18 protein-coding genes are annotated in these 20,554 nt (G+C 66.0%); 7 read left to right on the top strand and 11 right to left on the bottom strand.

Annotated elements, in window-relative coordinates:
- Nucleotides 1-85 precede the first annotated feature (85 nt).
- From ACNQFN_RS17170 to nosZ, 8 genes are all read right to left on the bottom strand, one after another.
- Complete coding sequence (locus ACNQFN_RS17170) at nucleotides 86-943, bottom strand: ABC transporter ATP-binding protein (RefSeq protein ID WP_068637096.1); 858 nt, start codon at nucleotides 941-943, stop codon at nucleotides 86-88.
- A 55-nt stretch (nucleotides 944-998) separates the two neighbouring features.
- Nucleotides 999-1,976 carry a NapH/MauN family ferredoxin-type protein gene (locus tag ACNQFN_RS17165; protein WP_068637095.1) on the bottom strand — a complete coding sequence of 326 codons (978 nt, stop codon included), beginning with the start codon at nucleotides 1,974-1,976 and terminating at the stop codon, nucleotides 999-1,001.
- Entirely contained in the window at nucleotides 1,973-2,839 is an 867-nt protein-coding gene (locus ACNQFN_RS17160) for a 4Fe-4S dicluster domain-containing protein (RefSeq protein WP_068637094.1), read from the bottom strand. Before ACNQFN_RS17160 ends, ACNQFN_RS17165 begins: the two co-directional genes overlap by 4 nt.
- Nucleotides 2,836-4,218, bottom strand: coding sequence for a nitrous oxide reductase family maturation protein NosD (nosD, locus tag ACNQFN_RS17155; protein ID WP_068637093.1), 1,383 nt, complete (start codon nucleotides 4,216-4,218; stop codon nucleotides 2,836-2,838). The genes ACNQFN_RS17160 and nosD overlap by 4 nt, the downstream gene beginning before the upstream one ends.
- 6 nt (nucleotides 4,219-4,224) lie before the next feature.
- Nucleotides 4,225-5,226: a hypothetical protein gene (locus ACNQFN_RS17150; protein WP_068637092.1), complete on the bottom strand. Its 1,002-nt coding sequence runs from the start codon at nucleotides 5,224-5,226 to the stop codon at nucleotides 4,225-4,227.
- A gap of 92 nt (nucleotides 5,227-5,318) precedes the next feature.
- The gene (locus ACNQFN_RS17145; RefSeq protein ID WP_068637091.1) at nucleotides 5,319-6,032 is read right to left on the bottom strand and encodes a c-type cytochrome; all 714 of its coding nucleotides are present in this window, start codon (nucleotides 6,030-6,032) and stop codon (nucleotides 5,319-5,321) included.
- A gap of 89 nt (nucleotides 6,033-6,121) precedes the next feature.
- A complete protein-coding gene (locus ACNQFN_RS17140) occupies nucleotides 6,122-6,430 on the bottom strand; it encodes a c-type cytochrome (protein WP_068637090.1) in 309 nt (102 codons plus the stop codon).
- 72 nt (nucleotides 6,431-6,502) lie between these two features.
- Nucleotides 6,503-8,791: a Sec-dependent nitrous-oxide reductase gene (gene nosZ, locus ACNQFN_RS17135; protein ID WP_068637089.1), complete on the bottom strand. Its 2,289-nt coding sequence runs from the start codon at nucleotides 8,789-8,791 to the stop codon at nucleotides 6,503-6,505.
- Between the two features lie 400 nt (nucleotides 8,792-9,191).
- On the opposite strand from nosZ, the gene ACNQFN_RS17130 reads away from it, so the two are divergent.
- From ACNQFN_RS17130 to ACNQFN_RS17120, 3 genes are read left to right on the top strand one after another with little or no spacing between them, the layout of a single operon-like run.
- Nucleotides 9,192-9,803: a PolC-type DNA polymerase III gene (locus ACNQFN_RS17130; protein ID WP_068637088.1), complete on the top strand. Its 612-nt coding sequence runs from the start codon at nucleotides 9,192-9,194 to the stop codon at nucleotides 9,801-9,803.
- Complete coding sequence (locus ACNQFN_RS17125; protein ID WP_169802973.1) at nucleotides 9,800-9,955, top strand: hypothetical protein; 156 nt, start codon at nucleotides 9,800-9,802, stop codon at nucleotides 9,953-9,955. Before ACNQFN_RS17130 ends, ACNQFN_RS17125 begins: the two co-directional genes overlap by 4 nt.
- Nucleotides 9,945-10,703 (top strand): class I SAM-dependent methyltransferase, encoded by a 759-nt coding sequence (locus ACNQFN_RS17120; protein WP_068637087.1) that lies wholly within the window; start codon nucleotides 9,945-9,947, stop codon nucleotides 10,701-10,703. The genes ACNQFN_RS17125 and ACNQFN_RS17120 overlap by 11 nt, the downstream gene beginning before the upstream one ends.
- Nucleotides 10,704-10,733: 30 nt before the next feature.
- Here the strand turns inward: ACNQFN_RS17120 and ACNQFN_RS17115 are convergent, their stop codons facing one another.
- Together ACNQFN_RS17115 and ACNQFN_RS17110 are read right to left on the bottom strand one after the other, a co-directional pair.
- Nucleotides 10,734-11,117: a hypothetical protein gene (locus tag ACNQFN_RS17115; RefSeq protein WP_068637086.1), complete on the bottom strand. Its 384-nt coding sequence runs from the start codon at nucleotides 11,115-11,117 to the stop codon at nucleotides 10,734-10,736.
- Between the two features lie 118 nt (nucleotides 11,118-11,235).
- Nucleotides 11,236-12,141, bottom strand: coding sequence for a LysR family transcriptional regulator (locus ACNQFN_RS17110; RefSeq protein WP_369404210.1), 906 nt, complete (start codon nucleotides 12,139-12,141; stop codon nucleotides 11,236-11,238).
- Between the two features lie 107 nt (nucleotides 12,142-12,248).
- On the opposite strand from ACNQFN_RS17110, the gene ACNQFN_RS17105 reads away from it, so the two are divergent.
- Nucleotides 12,249-13,415 (top strand): mandelate racemase/muconate lactonizing enzyme family protein, encoded by a 1,167-nt coding sequence (locus ACNQFN_RS17105; protein ID WP_068637085.1) that lies wholly within the window; start codon nucleotides 12,249-12,251, stop codon nucleotides 13,413-13,415.
- A gap of 235 nt (nucleotides 13,416-13,650) precedes the next feature.
- Nucleotides 13,651-15,153, top strand: a complete 1,503-nt coding sequence (gene citF / locus ACNQFN_RS17100) for a citrate lyase subunit alpha (RefSeq protein ID WP_068637144.1) — start codon at nucleotides 13,651-13,653, stop codon at nucleotides 15,151-15,153.
- Between the two features lie 259 nt (nucleotides 15,154-15,412).
- Here the strand turns inward: citF and ACNQFN_RS17095 are convergent, their stop codons facing one another.
- The gene (locus tag ACNQFN_RS17095; RefSeq protein ID WP_068637084.1) at nucleotides 15,413-15,964 is read right to left on the bottom strand and encodes a TetR/AcrR family transcriptional regulator; all 552 of its coding nucleotides are present in this window, start codon (nucleotides 15,962-15,964) and stop codon (nucleotides 15,413-15,415) included.
- 226 nt (nucleotides 15,965-16,190) lie between these two features.
- Here ACNQFN_RS17095 and ACNQFN_RS17090 point away from each other — a divergent pair, with 226 nt between their 5' ends.
- Both ACNQFN_RS17090 and ACNQFN_RS17085 read left to right on the top strand, forming a co-directional pair.
- Entirely contained in the window at nucleotides 16,191-17,345 is a 1,155-nt protein-coding gene (locus ACNQFN_RS17090; RefSeq protein ID WP_169802974.1) for an efflux RND transporter periplasmic adaptor subunit, read from the top strand.
- Between the two features lie 23 nt (nucleotides 17,346-17,368).
- On the top strand, nucleotides 17,369-20,527 hold the full coding sequence (locus tag ACNQFN_RS17085) for a multidrug efflux RND transporter permease subunit (RefSeq protein WP_418647058.1): 3,159 nt from the start codon (nucleotides 17,369-17,371) through the stop codon (nucleotides 20,525-20,527).
- Nucleotides 20,528-20,554 lie beyond the last annotated feature (27 nt).

Genomic DNA, 20,554 nt, shown 5'->3' with positions numbered 1-20,554 from the left:
GACAGCGCGGCGGCGAGCGGGGAGAGCAGGAGCCCGCCGGTGGCGAGACGGCTGATGAATCGGCGTCGATGCTGGTTGCACATGGTCAGTGGGGCCTTTCGGTCATGTCCAGGCTGCTGACCAGCCCGGTGTAGCGCGAGACGACGCCGAGGAAGCGCAGGCGGTCGGCGCCGGCGATCTCGCCGCTCCACGCGGTTTCTTCGGCGTCGAAGGCGAACTTCCAGCCCGCCAGGGCCTTGGCGATCGCGGGATCGGGAGTCTTGAGCACGATGCGGCAGTCGAGCCGGGTGGTCAGCGCGCCGGGGTCGGCGACCTTGTCGTCGAGCACGATGCGTCCGGTGTCCATCTCGATCACCCTGTTCACCAGCGCGGAGACCTCGTCGAGGCGGTGGCTGGAGATGATCATCGTCGCTTCCTGCATCCGCTCGGCAAGCAGGTCAAAGAAGATCCTGCGCGCCTCCGGGTCGAGGTTGGCGGCCGGCTCGTCCATGATCAGCAGCTTCGCGTCGCGGCCGAGCGCGATCGCGATCAGCAGCTTCTGCTTCATGCCGCCCGACAGGCGGACGAACTGGCGCGCGCGGATCGAATCGATGTCGAGCCCGAGCCGGCGCGCGATGTCGTCGATGCGTGCCGGCGCGGTGCCGCACAGCCCGGCGGCGAAGTCGATCAGCTGCCCCGCCGGCATCTTCAGCGGCGGCGGCAGCTGCGGCACGAAGCCGACGTTGGCGAGCACGGTGGCGCGTTCGCGGCGCGGGTCGACGCCGTCGATGCGGACTTCGCCGTCATGCACGTACTCGCCCAGCAGGCAGCGGATCAGCGTCGTCTTGCCGGCGCCGTTCGAGCCGATCAGCGCGATGCGCTCGCCGGGGGCGACCTCGAGCGAAATGCCGTCGAGCACCCGCGCGCTGCGGAAGGTCTTGCGGACGTTCTGTAGTCGGATCATGTGTCGACTCTCGTCATGTGTTGCGGATTGTCCGGGGGTGGCGGTCCGGAATGTCTCAGAGCAGTCTGGACAGCCCCTTGATGTCGAAGCTCAGCGAACCGGTCGGACACGCATCCACGCACAGGCCGCAGCGGGTGCAGTCGGGGCCGAGTGGCACTTCCGGCTCGACCGCGCGGCCCTTGATGACGGTGTCGAGCACGTGCGGCACCAGGCAGACCTTGCGGCAGTCGCCCTCGTGGAAGCAGCCCTCGAGCCTGTACTTGATGCGGACCGGCGAAATGATGCCGACGACGCCGTAGGTGAGTCCGATCGGGCAGGCGTAGCGGCACCAGGCGCGGCGCGAGAAGAAGACCTCGAACACGAGCAGGGCCAGCACCCACAGCAGCGACAGCCCGGCGCCGTAGATCAGCGCGCGCGACAGGATGCCGGTGGGCGAGATCGCCTCGAACACGGTGTAGCCGGTGACGACGGCGAGCGCCGCGAACACGATCCAGAACACCGTGCGCAGGCGGCGGTCGATCGGCTGGTCGCTCACGAGCTTCTTCTTCGCCAGATACAGGTGGATCTTTTCCGCCCACTCGGCCACGAGGTGATAGGGACAGACCCAGGAGCAGAAGGTCCGGCCGCCGAGCAGGGCCCAGAGCAGCAGCACCGTGGCGGTGCCGATCAGCAGGTTGGTGATGATGTGCTTGTGCGCGAGCATCACCTGCAGCGCCGAATTGAGGTCGGCCATGTGGAAGCCGACGAAGCGGGACGCGGTCAGCGCGCCCTCCAGCACCTGGATGTCGAGCCAGTACGAGAACACGAACAGCAGGTTGGCGAAGATCAGCGTCGCCCAGCGCCGGTTGCGCCACGTGTGGCTGGGTTTTTCGTGCGCGCGCCGGTGCTTGAGCTCGGCGATCTCGTCGCGGTTGTTCTTCTTGTAGAAGTGGATCTTCTGCGCCGCGGGCGAGATTTCCCTGGGCTTCTCGGGTTCCTTGCCCAACATCGCCTTAATCTGGTCGAAGTAGCGGCGGGTCAGCAGCTTGCTCATGATTTCCACACCTCACGGGGGACGATGGCGATCGAGGCGGGTTCGGTCGGGCAGATCATCTCGCACACGCCGCAGCCGACGCAGTTCTCGTGCACGATCGGGCGCGCGCGTGTGCTGCCGTCGGGGCCGGTGAACTTCTCCAGCGAGATCGCGCCGGCGATCGGGCATTCGCGCATGCACAGGTCGCACAGCGGGACGTCGTAGGGATGGTCGGCGACCTGGATGGGCTTCCAGCGGTCGACCTTGACGTATCGCATCCTGCCCTTGAATCCGGGGCCGCGGGCCTGGCCCTTGAAGCCCTCGCCCTTCATCGCCAGGCAGGATTCCGGGCGGGTCAGGCGCGCCACGCCCATGCGCTCGGTCATGTTGAGCGTGGGCTCGGGGTCGTTCATCTTGGCGATCAGGGTCGGCTTCTGCGGCAGCGCAGCGCCCGCGCGCACCGGCAGGAAATCGGGCTTGTCGTAGGTCAGCGAACCGGTCGGACAGGCGAGGATGCACTGCACCGCGTCACAGGAGAAATCGCAGGCCTGCTCGCGGGCGTCGATGTACGGGGTGCCGACGCCGAAACCGTCGGTCAGATCGGCGAGCCTGATCGCATTGACCGGGCATACCTGCACGCATTGCCCGCACTTGATGCAGGACTGCAGGAACTCCTTCTCGTCGAGTGCGCCGGGCGGCCGCAGGCGGCTGGTGCGCGCATAGACCAGCGGCAGGTAGCCGGACAGGCCGGCGCCGAGCACGCCGCCGGTGAGCAGGATCGTGCGCAAGGCCTTGCGCCGGCCCTGGCGCGCGCGTTCGCGCGAAACGGGCGCCTTGCCCTTGGCCGGGGCGGCGGGCGCGGGGGCGTTTTCCTTGTCGCTCATGATGCATTCCCTTCGGTGCGCCGTTCGGGCTTGATGTAGAGAGGGTTTTCGTCGCGGGCCTGGAGGTCCGGATTCGAGAACGGCGCGAGGCGCTCGAGGAAGTCGAGCAGTTCGAGGACGGGCGAGGTCTTGAAGAAGCGCGCGCTGGGGATCTCCATCCAGATCCGGTCGGCGTAGGCATATTCCTCGTGCGGGGTGTCGCCGTGGCCGTCCCCGTCACGGTCGAAGCCCTGGTAGGTGTCGAAGTAGTTCCCGTTCCATTTGTTCTTGACGCCTTCGCCGCGGCCAGCCTGATACATGTCGGTGAGGTTGCCCTCGAAGATGTTGCCGAGCATCTCGTTGCCGCCGAGTTCGCTGGTGAGCTGGATGGCGACGCCGTTGAAGGCGAAGCGGTTATTGACGAAGCGGATCGCGGTGTCGGGCTGGAAGGGCGAGAGGTCGGAGCCCACGCCCACGGCGCAGTAGATGATCTCGTTGTTCTCGAGCAGGATGTCCGAGGACTCCTTGAAGCCCAGCCCCATGCCGGTGGCGCCGGTGGCGTGCGAGATGACGTTGTTGCGCGCCACGCCGCCCTCCATGTACATGAAGTAGATGCCCACGGCATTGTCGTGGAAGCGGTTGTTCTCGACGATGTTGTGGTTGGCGAACATGAAGTGGATCGAGTAGCGGCTGCGCCGCCCTTCGTTGCCGCGGTAGATGTTGCGGTGCGAGTACCAGGCCACCATGTCGCGCGTGTCGGTGACGAGGTTGTTCTCGATCAGGTTGTCGTTGCTGTACCACAGGCGGATGCCGTCGCCGCGCACGCCGAGTTCGGCGTCCTTCGAGCGCACCTTGTTGTTGCGCACGATGTTGTGGTCGGCCTGCTTGAGGTCGATGCCGAACAGGCAGTCGGCGATGTTCAGTTTCTCGACCAGGTTGCCGTGGCCGCGGATGTTCAGGCAGGTGTCGTCGGCGTCGTGCGAGTCGCCCGAGCCGGTGATGGTGAGATTGCGCAGCGTGGCTTCGTTGGTTTCGAGCACGAACACGGTACCCTTGTCGCCGCCGTCGATGACGACCTCGCCTTCGCCCTCGATCGTCAGGCGCTTCCTGACGTGCACCGGCCCTGAGTAATGGCCTGCCGGAACCTTGAGCACGCTGCCTTCGGGCGCCTTGTCGACCAGTTCCTGGAAGGGCTGCAGCCCGTGGATGCGCTTGTGGCGCAGGTAGAGCGGGATCAGTTCGACCGGTTTATGGACGTCGACCCGCGGCGCGGTGGAAAAGTCGGCGGTGGCGCCGGGTCCGCGGACCCGGTCCTCGCCGTCGGACTCCCGCGCCTGGGCCGTGGGCAGGGCCAGGGCCGCTGCCGCGGCCAGCAATGTCAGCCGCTGAAGAATGCTCACGGGCGTTCATCCTTGCCGGGTGCCGGCCAGGGCTTGCTCTTCGCGCAATTGCTTGCGGCGCAGCAGCAGGGCGAGCATCAGGCAGACGAACACCACCATCAGCAGGCCGTAACCCCAGTGCGGGTACGAAAAGGTGGAAAACTGCGCCACCTTGCCTTCGCCGAACACGGTGGGCATGAAGGGCTTCACCGTGAAAGCGCCCCACGGGTGCAGGTTGTGGCCGAAGAACCACAGCCAGCCGGAATACTCGACCAGGTAGAACAGCGGCAGCAGGCCGGGAATCAGCGCGAGCAGCAGTTCGAAGGAGCGGAACTTGAGCACGCCGGCGAGCACCACGAGCATGGCGGCGATCAGGCCGAAGATCGCGATCTTCGAGACCAGCTCGACGTTCCTGCCCCAGGCGGCGATGCGTTCGGGGTCGTTGAAGAAGGTCGCGGACTCGTCCATGTAGTGCTGCACGTGGATGGCGAGCCTGCCCATCACGAACTGGTCGGCGACCATCCATGCGGCCAGTGCGCCGAAACCGGCCCCCATGATGCCCAGGCGCAGCCTGCGGTCGCGCACGGCGAAGGTGAGCAGCATCACGGCGAAGAAGGTGATGAAGAATTTGGAGAGCTTGGTTTCGACCGGGCCGCCGGTGGCGATCGGATACATGCCGACGTAGTGGTTGATCGTGTTCATCTCGTGAACGCAGTCGAGCGCGGTCGCCTTGCCGGTCAGCGTGGTCTGCTCGGCGAGAATCGGGTTGTAGCGGCCGGTGCCCTCGCCCATGTCCTCGGCCATCGTTTCTTCGGCAAGACGCGAGGTCTTCGGCGGGGTGGAGCAGCCGTTCTTGACGCCATCGAAGTGGAAGTGGATGCGGATGCCGTCCGGGAAGGCGTCTTCAGGGTAGTTCGGGGCAGTCAGCGACACCCACCAGATGGGGGCGAAGTAGGCGGCGACCATCGCCACCAGCGCCACCAGCGTGAGGCCGGCGATCAGGCCGTTCTTGTTTTGGGTTGCAGGCATGTGGAGCTCCGGTCGCGAGAGGATGGGTTGGCGGTCCCGGGGGGCGTGCGCGTGGCACGTACCCCCCGGTGCGAGACGGGCAGGTCAGCGGGTCACTTCTTGGCGCTGCACATCGAGCCGGGCATCTTCAGGCTGGCCTGGTAGGCGGAGATCGCCACCAACTGGTCGTCGTTGTATGGCTTGATGACCTTGACCATGTCGGGGTTGGCGTTGCGGCGGTGGCCGTCACGGATCTCGGTCATCTGGCGCAGCAGGTACTTGTAGTGCTGGCCGGCGATGACGGGGTAGAACTTCTCCTTGTCGCCCTCCCCGTTCTTGCCGTGGCACTCCATGCAGTCCTTCTCGTACATCTCCCTGCCCTTGGCGATCTGGATCGAGACGTCGGCGCCCTCGTACTTGCCGTGGTCGGTCGGGATGCACAGGCTTTCGATATAGGCGGAGACGTCGGCGAGTTCCTGCGGGTCGACCAGGGTCACCGCGAACGGATACATGGTCGGGTTGTCGCGCAGGCCGGCGCGGATGTCGGCCATCTGCTTGATCAACACGGTGGTGTGCTGGCCCGCGAGCTGCGGGAAGGTGCCGTCGGGACGCCCTGCGCCGGACGGCAGATGACAGGCGCCGCAGATTTCATAGGCTTCCTCGCCGCGGGTGACGTCTCCCTCGAGCTGGAGCGCCTCGATCTTTTCGCCTTCCTGGGCGTTCCAGACATAACCTTCGCCCTCGATGCCGGTTGCCTTCGGTGCAGGGGGGCCGGCGAACGCGAGGCTGGCGGAGAGCAGGGCGGTGAGCAGAACGGTGATCTTCATGATTCGGGTCCTCAATCGGTGCAGCGCGGAGGGCTTGGAGAGAACATGGCTTCCGCATGCGTGGTCACGGGGGGCGGTGAAGGGCTGCCTCATTTCAGGCTTTCGAGCCAGGCGGCGATCGCCTTGATCTCTTCGTCATTGACGAGGTGCATCACGCCCTTCATCGCGGCGGACTGGCCATTGGCACGCGTGCCGCTCTTGATGTCCTTCATCTGCTGCTCGGCATAGGCCGCGTTCTGGCCGGCGAGCATGGGGTACGTGGGCAGCAGCGGCTTCCTGGCGTCTGCGCCGTGACAGGCGTTGCAGGTCTTTTCGGCGTAGAGCCTGGCGCCGTCGAGCGCGGCGAAAGCGGGGGCGGACACGGTGGCCGCCAGCAGCAGAGAAACGATCAGCTTCATGGATCCGTCATCCTTGGGAGAGAAGAAAGGTCGGGGAACGGCGGCCACTGGCTCCGCTCCCCGATTCGTGTGCTACTTGGCGCCCTTCTGCTCGAGGAAGGTCTTCGCGCGCAGACCGATGTCGGCAGCCTTGACCTGGTACTGCCACACCTGCTCGGCCCACAGGTTCGCCTGCTCCCAGTCCTGCTGGGCGGCGGCGGCCTCGTGCTTGGCCTTGGCTTCCTGGGTCTTGCCGAGCTGGTCGGTGGCGTCTTCCATCAGCGCGACGACTTCCGGATAGGCCTTGTAGTTCACCGAGGTGATGTAGCCGACGACCTGGTCGATGACCGCCTGGGTGTCCACAACCTTCTTCAAGGTGTTCTTGTAGTCGGTTTCGGTGTAGTTGGCGGCGGCGAGCTGGGCGCCTTCCTCGGGCTTCCAGCCCTTCGGGCTGACCAGCAGGTAGCCCTGCATCTCGAGGTGCAGCGCCGAGCAGAACTCGGTGCAGTAGTACGGATACACGCCTTCCTTGTCCGCGGTGAACTTGACCGAGGCGGTCTTGCCCGGCTCGACCGAGGCATGCACGTTGTAGGTCGAGACGGTGAAGCCGTGGGTCTCGTCCTGGGCGCGCTCGAGGTTGGTCAGGTAGATCGTGACCTCGTCACCCTTTTCGACCTCGATGGTCTCGGGAGTGATGTGCGAGCGGATCAGCGTGCCATACACCGTGACCTTGTTGCCCTCGCGGACGATCTTCTCCTCGCCCGCGCGCACCTTGCCCACATGCTCGGAGTCGGTACGCGTATTGGTGCCGACCTTGTAGCGGATCGCGGGCTTGAGCTTCTTGGCGTCGATGCCGACGACGTAGTGCGGCTCGCCGAGCGGCAGCGGCATGTCGTACAGCAGCTGCATCTTGTCGTTGCTGATGTCGATCAGCTGGTGGTTCTGCGGATGCAGCGGGCCCACGGGGTTGAAACGGTCGATCGACAGCTTGTTGAGCGCCACCAGGTACTTGCCCTTCGGCTTGGTGGTGTCGCCTTCCATCGTCATCAGGTGGCCGATGTTGTAGTGGATGGCCAGCTTGTCCAGCAGCTTGCCTTCGCAGAAGTTCCACTTCGCCACCATCGAGTCCACATACAGCGAGGTGTAGGCGACGCACTCCTTGGCATCGAACTGGGTGTGCAGCGGGCCGAGGCCGAGCTGGACCTGGGTGTGCAGCGCATCCTTCATGCCGATCACCGGGATGCCATACGGATCCTTGGATTCGAAGCGCCCGCTCTTGATCGCATCCATGATCTTCTCGAAGGAATAGACGGATACGTGGGTGTCGAGCTTGCCGGAGACGACGATGAACTTGCCGTTCGGCGTCACATCGACGCCGTGCGGGCTCTTCGGCTCGGGAATCAGGAACAGGATGCCTTCCTTGATCGCCGTTTCCATCATGATCACGCGATGGCCGTTGATGACCTGGATCTTGCTGTCGTCCCTGGCGATCTCGGCCGCACGCTTCCAGTTGATCACGTGCATGTAGTCGGTGTCCTTCGCCGAACAGCCGGCCTCGTACGGCGGGCGGCCCTTCTCGATGCCGCCGACGTAGCGTTCCGTGCAGAAGCTGTTGGTGAAGGACCAGCCGTCGGACACCAGCTTGCCCGCATCCGAAAGGTCTTGAGAATAGGGCGGGAGTTCGAGCGAGAAGGATTCTTCGGGCTTGATCTTGCCGTGCTCGCGATCGAACTTCCAATAGGTGATGGCGCCGCGGTATTTCTCGTTGAATTGCTCGAGCGGGTAGAACTTCTGGTTCTCGAGCGGCGCGGCGTATTGCGAGGCCTCGATGATGTACTCGGTATTCGGGGTGACGAAGGCGCCGCCATGCTCCGATTTCATGATCGGATTGACGACGATCTGCTTGGTTTCGAAGTCGCGCAGATCGAGAACGGCAATACGCGGGTTCGATTTGTCGTTGATGAAAAGGAACTGGCCGTCGTATTCGCCATTGGTTTCGGAAATCGCGGGGTGATGGGTATCGCCCCAGGTGATGTCCTTGCCGTCGATGCGCCCCTGGGCGAGCACTGCCTTGGATTCCTCGTCGTAGCCATAGCCTTGCCAGGGCTCAGGCGTGAATACGCCTATGTATTTCAGGATGCGCATCGAAGGCACGCCGTAGACGAGAACCTGGCCGGATTGTCCGCCCGAACTGAAGGCAAGGAATTCGTCGCGGCCGCCGCTCGGCGTGTAGGTCTTGGCCGCCGCGAGCAGATCCTGCTGGGTCAGGTTGCGGCGCTTCATCACGTCCTGCAGCGATTCGGCCGCGGAGGACATGCCTGCGCCCAGGCCGAGGCCGGACGCAATGAGCAGGGCCATGGTCTTTACTGCCAGTGTTTTCATTTTGGATATCTCCTAATGAGTTACTGCATTCCAGACATCGGGAAAACGATATTTGTCGAACCACGGCCCATGGGCGTCGGATCGTGGAAACGGGTGAATCGAAGAGATTGATTCATGGAGTCGGATCCGCCGATTTTTTGGATTGATGAATGGGCTGGAGTGAGCATGGTTCGTGCCAATGCCGGAAAAGGCGCCGCGCCTGGCTTTTCGGCGACCGTCCGGCGAATGTGGCGCTGTCTCGGCTGCCGAAAATGACAGCCCCGCTGCTGGGATGGCAGGCAGGTGTCAGTGCCCTTCAAACGGGGCTCGTGCCCGCTTCGGCACGCCCCATGTGGCATGGCCGAATCCGCCGGATGTCGGCTACAGTTCCGACTCTGACGAATCAGCAGGTGTACCGAGCATGGAAGTGGTGGCGGTGATCGACTTCGAGACCACGGGGCTGTCGCCCGCGCAGGGCGACCGGGCGACCGAGGTCGCGGCGGTGATCGTGGAAGACGGCCGGGTGGTGGATCGATACCAGAGCCTGATGAACGCCGGTGTGCGCATCCCGGCCTTCATCGAAGCGCTGACCGGGATTTCCAATGCCATGGTCCGCAGCGCGCCGCCCGCCGGAGAGGTCATGCGGGAAGTGTCCGACTTCGTCGGCGACATCCCCATCGTCGCCCACAACGCTTCCTTCGACGCCAAGTTCTGGGATGCCGAACTCGCCCGCGTCCAGCGCTCGCGCAGGCAGGAGTTCGTCTGTTCGCTGCTGCTGTCCCGCCGCCTGTTCCCGCTGGCACCCAGCCACAAGCTCGGTGCGCTGGTCGAGTACGCGCAACTGCCGGTCGCCGGCCGCTATCACCGCGCGCTGGCCGATGCCGAGATGGCGGCAAGCCTGCTGCTGCGTCTCGAAGAGGAACTGCGCCAGCGCCATCGGGTGCCGCAGGTGTCGGTCGAACTGCTGCGGCGGATTCAGCGCGTGCCCAAGGCGCAGTTGCAGAAATGCCTGGCGGCGTTCACCCGGGCGTGAGGGTGCCGGCAGAAGCAGCTTCGCCAGGTGTGTACCGGCTGGAGCAGGTGCTGGAGGATGCGGCCCAGGCCCTGGCACGCGAAGAATTCCCGGCCCGCATCGCGGCCGCCAAGGCAGGACTTTCCACAGGAGGCGACACCGATGTCGAGTGATTCCACCCCGGCACGCAACTGGTTCGACCAGGGCGGCAGCGCCTATGCGCGCTTTCGCCCCGAATACCCGCCCGAGCTTGCCGCCTTCCTCGCCTCGGCGGCGCCGGACACCGGGCTTGCGGTCGATGTCGGCTGCGGCAACGGGCAACTGACCCAACTGCTTGCGCCGCATTTCGACACGGTCGTCGGCCTGGACCCCAGCGCCGACCAGATCGCGCACGCCGCGCCGAACGCGCGCATCACTTATCGGTGCGCGCCGGCCGAACGGCTTCCGCTGGCCGATGGCAGCGCGAGCCTGATCACCGCGGCCCAGGCCGCGCACTGGTTCGACCTGCCCGCCTTCTACCGGGAGGTTCGCCGGGTCGGCGCGCCGGGAGCCGTCCTGGCCCTGGTCAGCTATGGCGTCCTCAGGCTCGAACCCGCGCTCGACGAGCGATTCCAGGCCTTCTACCGGGACGGCATCGGCCCCTGCTGGCCGCCCGAGCGCAAGCTGGTGGACAGCGGCTACGCGACCCTCGATTTCCCCTTCCAGGAACTGAGCGCCCCAGCCCTGCAGATCCGGCTCGACTGGCGCCTGCCCGAGTTCCTGGGCTATCTGTCGACCTGGTCGGCCGTCCGCAATGCCAGGGAAGCGGGGCGCGAAGACGTGCTGCTCGGCTTCGCCGACGAAATTTCCGCGGCATGGGGCGACGGCGACACCCGCCGCGCCATCGTCTGGCCGATCAACATGCGCATCGGAAGGCTATGACGCCGCGGCAATCCAGGGTCGCCATCGGCTTCAGGGTTTCGCGACGCGCCAGACGTTGTTGAAGCCGTCTCCCGTCCTGTCCCCCGGCTTCTGGTCCTTGGCCCAGAAATACAGCGGCTTGCCCTTGTAGGCCCATTGCTTCCTGCCGTCGTCGCGCGTCACGACGCTGTAGTCGGCCCCGGCCGTTTCGCCCTCCATCACCAGCAGCGGCGGCCAGTTGGTGGCGCAGGGGCCATTGCATGCGCTCGTGCCGCTGCCTTCGGCGTCCCTGTCGAAGGTGTAGAGCGTCATGCCGTTGCTGCCGGTGAGCATGCCGTCGCTGACCTGCGCCGGTTCCGTGGCCTGGACGGTGTGGCCGGCCGCCAGCAAGGTGGCGGCAAGAATCAGGCGGGCGGATGTTCTGGAGGCTTTCATGTCGTTCTCCTTGACGAGGTCTCGGGGAGCCTCACCTGCATCTTAGTAAACGATTCGGCTCATCACATTGCTTTCGCAGCTCGGCGCTCCATTCCGGGGCGCCGCCGGCCCGAACCGGCTAGGCCTGTTCGCCCGCAAGCTGCTCGACCAGGAAGTTGATGAACGTCCTGACCCGGGCAGGCAGGTTCTTCTTGCTCGGGTAATAGGCGTACAGGTCCGCACTCGGCAGCGCGAACTCGGGGAGAATGCGCCGCAGCCGGCCGCTTTCCAGGTACTTGGTCACGTCCCATTCCGAGCGGATGACGATGCCCCGGCCATCCAGCGCCCAGCCCTGGACGATGTCCCCGTCGTTGCTGGACAGGACTCCCTGGACCTTGACGGCTTCCGTGCGGCCATCGACCAGGAAGCGCCAGACGCCGTATGCATCGTTGTTCTGCCGATGGATGATGCAGCGGTGCCTGGTCAGGTCTTCCAGCTTCTTCGGTGTGCCATGCTTTTCCAGGTAAGCGGGCGAGGCACAGACGAAGCGCCGGTTCGACATGATCCGGCGGGCGTTGATCCTGTTGTCCGGCAGTTCGCCAAAGCGGACTGCCAGATCGAAACCTTTGTCGATCAGATCGACGGGGCGGTCGGTGACTTCCAGCTGCACCTGGACATCGGGATGGCGGGCCGTGAAGGTCGAGACGAGCGGCGCGATGACGCTGCGGCCGAAGCCCAGCGGTGCGTTGACGCGCAGGAGCCCGCGCGGCGCGGCACCGTTTCCGGAGACGATCTCGTCCAGTTCCCGCAGTTCGTCGATCAGGCGGACCGCATGCTGGAGATAGACCTCCCCCTCGGGCGTCAGGCTGATCCTGCGCGTGCTGCGATTCAGCAATCGGGCGCCGATGCGCTTCTCCATCGCTGCCAGGCGCATCGTCGCCGCCGGCGGTGTGATGTCGAGTGCCCGTGCTGCGGCCGACAGGCTGCCCAGCCTGTTCAGGAGCACGAAGAATTCGAGTTCGGAGAAGCTTGCAGTTTTAATCAAAACTTAATAATGATCTCAGATCAGGCTGAAACAGCATCAAGGAGCTTAAAACTATTCTAGTGCCACGGAAGCTGACCCGCCAGCCTCCGGACTTCAAGGAGACGCACATGAGAATAGTGGAAATTCGCGAGAAGACCGTACCGATCAGTTCCCCGATCCGTAATGCCTATATCGATTTCAGCAAGATGACGCTCAGCCTCGTGGCCGTCGTCACCGACGTCATCCGCGATGGCAAGCCGGTCATCGGTTATGGCTTCAACTCCAACGGCCGCTACGGCCAGGGCACATTGATGCGCGAGCGCTTCATTCCCCGCATCCTGGAGGCCGATCCGGCAAGCCTGGTCGATGTCAGCGGCGGCAACCTGGACCCGCACAAGATCTGGAACTGCATGTTCACCAACGAAAAGCCGGGCGGCCACGGCGAGCGCTCGGTTGCGATCGGCACGATCGACATGGCGGTCTGGGACGCGGTGGCCAAGATCGAAGGCAAACCGCTGTTCCAGTTGCTGGCCGACCGCCATGGCGACGGCACGGTGAACCGCGAGATTTTCGTGTATGCGGCCGGCGGCTATTACTACCCCGGCCAGGATCACGGAAAGCTGAAGGACGAGATGCGCAGCTACATCGATCGTGGCTACACCGTGGTCAAGAAGAAGATCGGCGGTGCATCGCTGGATGAGGATCTCCGCCGGATCGACTCGATTCTGAGCGTGCTGCAGGATGGCCAGAAACTCGCGGTCGATGCCAATGGCCGCTTCGATCTGGATACCGCCATCCAGTACGCCAAGGCGCTGTCCCAGTATGACCTGTTCTGGTACGAGGAGCCGGGCGACCCGCTGGACTTCGAGTTGCAGGCAGCGCTGAGGAACTACTACGACAAGCCGATGGCAACCGGCGAAGACCTGTTCTCGATGCAGGATGCGCGCAACCTCATCCGCTATGGCGGCATGCGTCCCGACCGCGACTGGCTGCAGTTCGACTGCGCCTTGAGCTACGGGCTGGTCGAGTATCTGCGCACACTGGACATGCTGAAGCAGCATGGCTGGTCTGCCAGCCGCTGCATTCCGCACGGCGGCCATCAGATGTCCCTGAATATCGCGGCTGGCCTCGGCCTGGGCGGCAACGAGTCCTACCCGGATCTGTTCCAGCCCTACGGCGGATTCCCGGATGGCGTAAAAGTGGAGAACGGCTACGTCACGTTGCCGGAGTTGCCGGGAATCGGCTTCGAAGGCAAGTCGGACCTGATCTGCGAGATGCGCAAGCTCGCGGAATGAGCGCCGGACCCACGCCGTCGCCGCAAGGCGGCAGCGTGAGCCTCGCCGCCGCTGCCGGGGCTTCTTCCATGCCAAGGCTTTTTCCATTGTGGCTGGGAGGGGCCCTGGCCGGTCTTCGGATTTCGTGAAGACCGGGTTAATGAATCAACGATACCTCCTCTCCGGGCGCCTTCGATACGATGCGCCCTTGCGGCGTCTCGATGCGCCGGCCGATCGAATGAACGAGGAGACGAACATGATCAACGCCGTCGGACGGGACATTCCCGCGCAACTGCCCGGCCGCGCGCCCTTCGCCGGCGCGGGCGGGAAGGCTGGCCGCGCGTCCGGGCAGCAGAAGCTGCTGGCGTCGATCGGCGACGCGCTGGATGCCTGCGGGCTGGCCGATGGTGGCACGGTGTCGTTCCACCACCATCTGCGCAATGGCGACCACCTGTTGAACCTCGTGCTTGCCGAGATCGCACGGCGCGGGCTGCGCGGCATCCATGTGGCGGCCAGTTCCCTGTTTCCGGTGCATGCGCCGCTGGTCGAGCACATCCGTTCCGGCGTCGTCGGCCGGATCAGCGCGACCTACATTTCCGGCGCGGTCGGCGAGGCCATCGCGCGCGGCGAACTGAGCGAGCCGGTGCGCATGCTGACCCACGGCGGGCGGGCGCGGGCGATCATGGCGGGTGAGCTGCCGATCGACGTCGCCTTCGTCGCCGCGCCCACGGCCGACTGCTGCGGCAACATCAACGGCATCGATGGGCGCTCGGCCTGCGGCACGCTGGGTTATGCGCTGGTCGACGTCAGGCATGCGCGGCATGTGGTGGCCGTCACCGACCACCTCGTGCCCCACCCCGCCAGCCCGGCCCAGATCACCCAGGACTTCGTCGACCACGTGGTCGAGGTCGACTCCATCGGCGACGCCGCCGGCATCGTCTCCGGGACCACGCGGGCGACCTCGGACCCGGTCGGGCTGGAGATCGCGCGTACCGCTGCGCAGGTGATCGAGGCCTCCGGGCTGCTGAAGGACGGGCTGTCGTTCCAGACCGGCGCCGGCGGCATCTCGCTGGCCGTCGCCGCGGCGCTGCGGGAATTGATGGTCGCGCGCGGGATCACCGGCAGCTTCGCCTCCGGCGGCATCACTTCCTACCTCGTCGAGATGCTCGAACAAGGCCTGTTCCGGACCCTGCTGGACGTGCAGTGCTTCGATCTCGCCGCGGTCGATTCCTTCCGCCGCAACGCCGCCCACATGGAGATGTCGGCCTCGCTGTATGCCAATCCGGCGACCCGCGGCCCGGTCGTCGACCAGCTCGACGTGGTGATCCTGGGCGCGGCCGAGATCGACACGGATTTCAACGTGAATGTCACCACCGGCACCAACGGCGTGATCCTCGGCGGCTCGGGCGGCCATGCCGATACCGCAGCGGGGGCGAAGCTGGCGATCGTCACCACCAAGCTCAATGCCGGCGGCTTCGCCAAGGTGGTGGATCGCGTCGGCGTGGTCACCACGCCCGGCGAGACGATCGACGTGCTGGTCACCGAGGCAGGGGTCGCGGTGAATCCGCGGCGCACCGAGCTCGCGCAGCGGCTGCAGGCCGCCGGCCTGCCGGTGGTGCCGGTCGAGGCGCTGCGCGACATCGCCGCCGGGCAGGCGACGAAGCCGCCGGCCGGAATTCCATCCTGTGGGCGTGTCGTCGCCTTCGTGGAGTATCGGGACGGCACCGTGATCGACGTCGTCAGGGCCGTGCAGGGCTGATCGTATTGCTGTTCCCTTGCCGGCCGGTGGCAGGCGAGCGGCCTCCCCGATCGGCAAAGCGGCCCTGTCCCCGTTCGGTCTGCGTGGCGAGATGCATCGGCCGCATCATTGCCACCCACGATCGACAAGATGTCTCCGATCCGGCGGCGCATGGCCCGGGCAGCGTCCGGTCATCGCACCCGCCAGGATGTTCAGCTCCCGATGGCGGGGCCGGGAAGGCCGGCTTCAGGCCCATGGCGACGCCCGTCCCGGCAGCTTGTCACTGCCTTGCCGTACCCTGCAGGAACGCGCGTTCGAGCAGGCCGGGCAGGCCCGCGCGGGCGACGCGGCCGCGGCGCTCCGCGTCCACCAGGCCGATCACCATCGACACCCAGATCTCGGCCAGCGCGGGTGCGGGGATGTCGATGCGGAACACGCCTTCCTGCTGGCCACGCAGGAAGAAGGCGTCCAGCGCGGCATCCCAGCCTTCTTCGACGCAGGGATCTCTCAGCGCATCCTTCCAGTAATACATCAGGAAGGCGGTCAGTTCCCGGTGCTCCAGGTGGCTGGCGGTCAGTTGCCTGAGGGCGTCCGGCACCGCCGCCGTGTCCAGGCTGGCGTCTCTGATGGCGTCGCTGAAGACCTGGGTGCAGTGCTGCATCAGGCGCTCGATGAGCTGCTCGCGGGTGCGGCAGAAGCGGTACAGCGTGGCCTTGCTGATGCCGATGGCGCGGGCGAGTTCCTGCAGCGAGGCCCTGGGCTGGTCGACGAGGGCGAGGGCCAGCGCGGCCAGCAGTTTCCGGTCTTCGGCATCGGCGGCAGGAGTTGTCATGCCAGGCTCACACGCTTCCATGTCAGGGGTTCGGATGCGAACGTGAATCACACCTGACTCACCTTCGCCAATCATCGGCCCCATTGTCGCATGAGCTGGATTCAAACGTAAAATTGATCATAAAAATATCTTTTGAATCAAAATTGATTCATAGGATTTTTTGTGGAATCATGCAGCGCTTGTGCATTCCGATCCTGCAGAGAGACCGATGATGAAGAGCCCGAAAATGCGGCCGCCATCCCTGTTCATGCTTGCCGCGGCGGCGCTGATCGCCGGCTGCGACGGCAGCCGGGGGGCGCCCGGACCGCAAGCCGAAACCTTGCCCACGGTCGAGACGATCACGGTCGAGCGCGGACCGCTGGCCTTGTCGAGCGAACTGCCGGGGCGTGTCGAGCCGGTCCGCGTCGCCGAAGTGCGGGCGCGGGTCGCCGGCATCGTGCTCAGCCGCAAGTTCACCGAAGGCGCCGACGTCGAGGCCGGCCAGGTGCTGTTCCAGATCGATCCGGCGCCGTTCAAGGCGGCGCTGTCGCGCGCGCAGGGCGCGCTGGCCAAGGCCGAAGCGAACCTGTTCGATGCCCGGGCCGTGCTGAAGCGCCATGAAGAACTGGTCAGGATCGAAGCGGTCAGCCGCCAGGACTACGATGCGGCCCAGGCGCGGCTCAAGAGCGCGCAGGCCGAGCGCCAGGCGGCGCTGGCCGAGGTCGAGACGGCGAAGCTCGATCTCGGCCATGCGACGGTGAAGGCGCCGATCTCGGGCCGCATCGGCCGCGCGCTGGTGACCGAAGGCGCCCTCGTCGGCCAGGGCGAAGCCACGCCGCTGGCGATGATCCAGCAGATCGATCCGGTCTATGTCGATTTCAAGCAGCCGGTGGCCGAAGTGCAGGCCCTGCGCGCCGAACTGGCCGCAGGGCGGCTGGCGCAGGACGAAGGCAGGGGTGCGCGGATTTCGGTCAGCGTCGAAGGCACGGGCGAGCAGCGCGACGGGCACCTGCTGTTCTCCGACATCACCGTGGACCGCGGTACCGGGCAGATATCGCTGCGCGGCCGCTTCGACAATGCCGACGGGCTGCTGCTGCCCGGCATGTACGTGCGCGTGCATGCGCCGCAGGGCGTCGACCCGCAGGCGGTGCTGGTGCCGCAGCGCGCGGTGGTGCGCGGCACCGACGGCAGCCCGCAGGTGCTGGTGGTCGATGGCCAAGATACCGTGCAGGCACGGCAGGTGCGCACCGGTGCGATGCACGGCGCTGCCTGGCACATCACCGACGGCCTGCAGGCCGGCGACCGGGTCGTCGTCGGCGGCCGCGCCAAGGCGGGCGACAAGGTCGCCGTCGCGCCAGCGGCGTCGCCCGCCGCGGCTGCCCCCGCCGCCGCGGGCGGTTGAGACCAGACGCCAGGAACAGGAACATGCCGAAGTTTTTCATCGACCGCCCCAACTTCGCCTGGGTGGTCGCGATCTTCATCTCGCTCGCCGGCCTGCTGGCGATTCCCTCGCTGCCGGTCGCCCAGTACCCGGTGGTGGCGCCGCCGCAGATCTCGATCTGGGCGACCTACCCCGGCGCATCGGCCGGCACCGTGGTCGATTCGGTGACCAGCGTCATCGAGGAAGAGCTCAACGGCGCCAAGGGGCTGCTGTACTACGAGTCGTCCAGCAGTTCCGCCGGCACCGCCGAGATCATCGTCACCTTCGCGCCGGGCACCGACCCGGACCTGGCGCAGGTGGACGTGCAGAACCGCCTGAAGAAGGCCGAGGCACGCCTGCCCGGCGTCGTCACCCAGCTCGGCCTGCAGGTGGATCAGGCCAGCGCCGGCTTCCTGCTGATCTATGCGCTCACCTACAAGGGCGACGATGCGGACAAGGACGTCGTTGGCCTGTCCGAGTTTGCCGTGCGCAACATCAACAACGAGATCCGCCGCGTGTCCGGCGTCGGCAAGGTGCAGTACTTCGGTGCCGAGGCGGCGATGCGGGTGTGGGTCGATCCGCAGAAGCTGGTCGGCTACGGGCTGTCGGTGGCCGACGTCAATGCCGCGATCGCGGCGCAGAACGCGCAGGTGCCGGCCGGCAGCTTCGGCAGCCGTCCCGGCAGCGCCGAGCAGGAGCTGAGCGCCACGATCGTGGTCAAGGGCATGCTCGCGACGCCGGAGGAGTTCGGCCGCATCGTGCTGCGCGCCAACCCCGACGGCTCGAAGGTGACGCTCGCCGACGTTGCCCGGCTGGAACTGGGCCGCCAGGACTACAACTTCGATTCGCGCATGAACGGCAAGCTGTCGGTGGCCGGCGCGGTGCAGCTGTCGCCGGGCGCCAATGCGGTGCAGACGGCGGCGGCGGTCAAGGCGCGGCTGGCGGAACTGTCGGTGTCCTTCCCGGACGACATCGAATACGCCGTGCCCTACGACACCTCGCGCTTCGTGGACGTCGCCATCGACAAGGTGATCCAGACCCTGGCCGAAGCCATGGTGCTGGTCTTCCTGGTGATGTTCCTGTTCCTGCAGAACTTCCGCTACACGCTGATTCCGACCATCGTGGTGCCGGTGTGCCTGCTCGGCACGCTGGCGGTGATGTATGCGCTGGGCTTCTCGGTCAACATGATGACGATGTTCGGCATGGTGCTGGCCATCGGCATCCTGGTGGACGACGCCATCGTCGTGGTCGAGAACGTCGAGCGCATCATGGCCGAGGAGGGGCTGGCGCCGCGCGAGGCGACGATCAAGGCGATGCAGCAGGTCGCCGGCGCCATCGTCGGCATCACCCTGGTGCTGGCGGCGGTGTTCATGCCGCTGGCCTTCATGAGCGGCTCGGTCGGCGTGATCTACCAGCAGTTCTCGCTGTCGCTGGCAGTGTCCATCCTGTTCTCCGGCTTCCTCGCGCTGAGCCTGACGCCGGCGCTGTGCGCGACGCTGCTGAAGCCGATTCCGCAAGGCCATCACGACGAGAAGACCGGTTTCTTCGGCTGGTTCAATCGCCGTTTCGCCGGGCTGACCGAGCGCTACGGATGGCTCAACGCGCGCCTGCTGCGGCGCAGCGGGCGCTACATGCTGGTCTATGCGGCCATCGTCGCGGTGCTGGGCTTCTTCTACCTGCGCCTGCCCGAATCCTTCGTGCCGGTCGAGGACCAGGGCTATTTCATCGTCGACGTGCAACTGCCGCCGGGCGCCACCTATCCGCGCGCCGAAGCGGTGGTCAAGGAGTTGGAAGAGTATCTGCATTCCCGCAACAGCATGGATTCGACCACGATGCTGCTCGGTTTCAGCTTCTCCGGCACCGGCCAGAACGCTGCCCTGGGCTTCCCGACGCTGACCGACTGGTCCGAGCGCGGCCGCGGACAGTCGGCTTCGGACGAGGTCGCGGCGTTCAACGCCCGCTTCGCCGGCCTCGGCGATGCCGCGGTGATGGCGGTCGATCCGCCGCCGATCGAAGGCCTGGGCAATGCCGGCGGCTTCGCCCTGCGCCTGCAGGACCGTGGCGGCCTCGGCCGCGAGGCGCTGATCGCGGCGCGCAACGAGCTGCTGTACAGGGCCAACACCTCGCCGCTCTTCGCCTACGCGATGATGGAAGGCCTGGAGGATGCCCCCCAGCTTCGGCTGGACATCGACCGTGCCAAGGCCGAGGCGCTGGGTGTCGGCTTTGCCGACATCAACACCGTCATCGCCAGCGCCTACGGTTCGGCCCTGGTCAGCGACTTCGCCAACGCCGGCCGGCAGCAGCGGGTGGTGGTGCAGGCCGACGTCGACGAGCGCATGACGCCGGAGCAGATCCTGGCGCTGCACGTGCCCAATGCGCGCGGTGGGCAGGTGCCGCTGTCGGCCTTCACCACCATGGCCTGGGAAAGCGGCGCGGTGCAGATCTCGCGCTACAACGGCTATCCGGCGTTCAAGATCGGCGGCAACGCCGCGCCCGGCCACAGCACCGGCGAGGCGATGGCCGAGATCGAACGCATCATCGGCGAACTGCCCGAAGGCATCGGCTACGAATGGACCGGGCTGTCTTACCAGGAGAAGTTCGCCGGCGCACAGGCACCGATGCTGTTCGCGCTGTCCTTCCTGGTGGTGTTCCTGCTGCTGGTGGCGCTGTACGAAAGCTGGTCGATCCCGGCTTCGGTGATGCTGATCGTGCCGGTCGGCGCTCTCGGCGCGGTGCTGGCCGTGACCCTGCTGGGCATGCCCAACGACGTCTATTTCAAGGTCGGCCTGATCACCATCATCGGCCTGTCGGCGAAGAACGCGATCCTGATCGTCGAGTTCGCCAGAAGCCTGCACCAGCAGGGGCGTTCGCTGGTCGAGGCCGCGATCGAGGCGGCGCGGCTGCGCTTCCGCCCGATCGTGATGACCTCGCTGGCCTTCATCCTCGGCGTGGTGCCGCTGGCCATCGCCACCGGCGCCGGCGCCGCCAGCCAGCGTGCGATCGGCATCGGCGTGATCGGCGGCATGCTGACCGCGACCTCGCTCGGCGTCATCCTGGTGCCGATCTTCTTCGTCTGGGTGCTGTCGCGCTTCTCGCGCCGCAAGCAGGCCGGGCAGGGGGCTGATGCGCCTATGCGGCCGGCGGCCGACGGCGCGGCGGAATGAGCGGACGCGGCATACCGCCAACCGTGG

It is taken from the genome of Thauera butanivorans, from assembly GCF_048398245.1.
Classification (GTDB): Bacteria; Pseudomonadota; Gammaproteobacteria; order Burkholderiales; family Rhodocyclaceae; genus Thauera; species Thauera butanivorans.
This window is presented reverse-complemented; position numbering and strand designations above follow the sequence as displayed.

What these genes read in the sequence shown, in the direction of transcription:
- ACNQFN_RS17095 (WP_068637084.1), bottom strand. Translation starts at nt 15,964, where the DNA reads ATGACAACTCCTGCCGCCGATGCCGAAGACCGGAAACTGCTGGCCGCG.
- citF (WP_068637144.1), top strand. Translation starts at nt 13,651, where the DNA reads ATGATCAACGCCGTCGGACGGGACATTCCCGCGCAACTGCCCGGCCGC.
- ACNQFN_RS17090 (WP_169802974.1), top strand. Translation starts at nt 16,191, where the DNA reads ATGCGGCCGCCATCCCTGTTCATGCTTGCCGCGGCGGCGCTGATCGCC.
- ACNQFN_RS17115 (WP_068637086.1), bottom strand. Translation starts at nt 11,117, where the DNA reads ATGAAAGCCTCCAGAACATCCGCCCGCCTGATTCTTGCCGCCACCTTG.
- nosZ (WP_068637089.1), bottom strand. Translation starts at nt 8,791, where the DNA reads ATGAAAACACTGGCAGTAAAGACCATGGCCCTGCTCATTGCGTCCGGC.
- ACNQFN_RS17165 (WP_068637095.1), bottom strand. Translation starts at nt 1,976, where the DNA reads ATGAGCAAGCTGCTGACCCGCCGCTACTTCGACCAGATTAAGGCGATG.
- ACNQFN_RS17085 (WP_418647058.1), top strand. Translation starts at nt 17,369, where the DNA reads ATGCCGAAGTTTTTCATCGACCGCCCCAACTTCGCCTGGGTGGTCGCG.
- ACNQFN_RS17140 (WP_068637090.1), bottom strand. Translation starts at nt 6,430, where the DNA reads ATGAAGCTGATCGTTTCTCTGCTGCTGGCGGCCACCGTGTCCGCCCCC.
- ACNQFN_RS17150 (WP_068637092.1), bottom strand. Translation starts at nt 5,226, where the DNA reads ATGCCTGCAACCCAAAACAAGAACGGCCTGATCGCCGGCCTCACGCTG.
- ACNQFN_RS17130 (WP_068637088.1), top strand. Translation starts at nt 9,192, where the DNA reads ATGGAAGTGGTGGCGGTGATCGACTTCGAGACCACGGGGCTGTCGCCC.
- ACNQFN_RS17160 (WP_068637094.1), bottom strand. Translation starts at nt 2,839, where the DNA reads ATGAGCGACAAGGAAAACGCCCCCGCGCCCGCCGCCCCGGCCAAGGGC.
- ACNQFN_RS17120 (WP_068637087.1), top strand. Translation starts at nt 9,945, where the DNA reads ATGTCGAGTGATTCCACCCCGGCACGCAACTGGTTCGACCAGGGCGGC.
- ACNQFN_RS17145 (WP_068637091.1), bottom strand. Translation starts at nt 6,032, where the DNA reads ATGAAGATCACCGTTCTGCTCACCGCCCTGCTCTCCGCCAGCCTCGCG.
- ACNQFN_RS17170 (WP_068637096.1), bottom strand. Translation starts at nt 943, where the DNA reads ATGATCCGACTACAGAACGTCCGCAAGACCTTCCGCAGCGCGCGGGTG.
- ACNQFN_RS17105 (WP_068637085.1), top strand. Translation starts at nt 12,249, where the DNA reads ATGAGAATAGTGGAAATTCGCGAGAAGACCGTACCGATCAGTTCCCCG.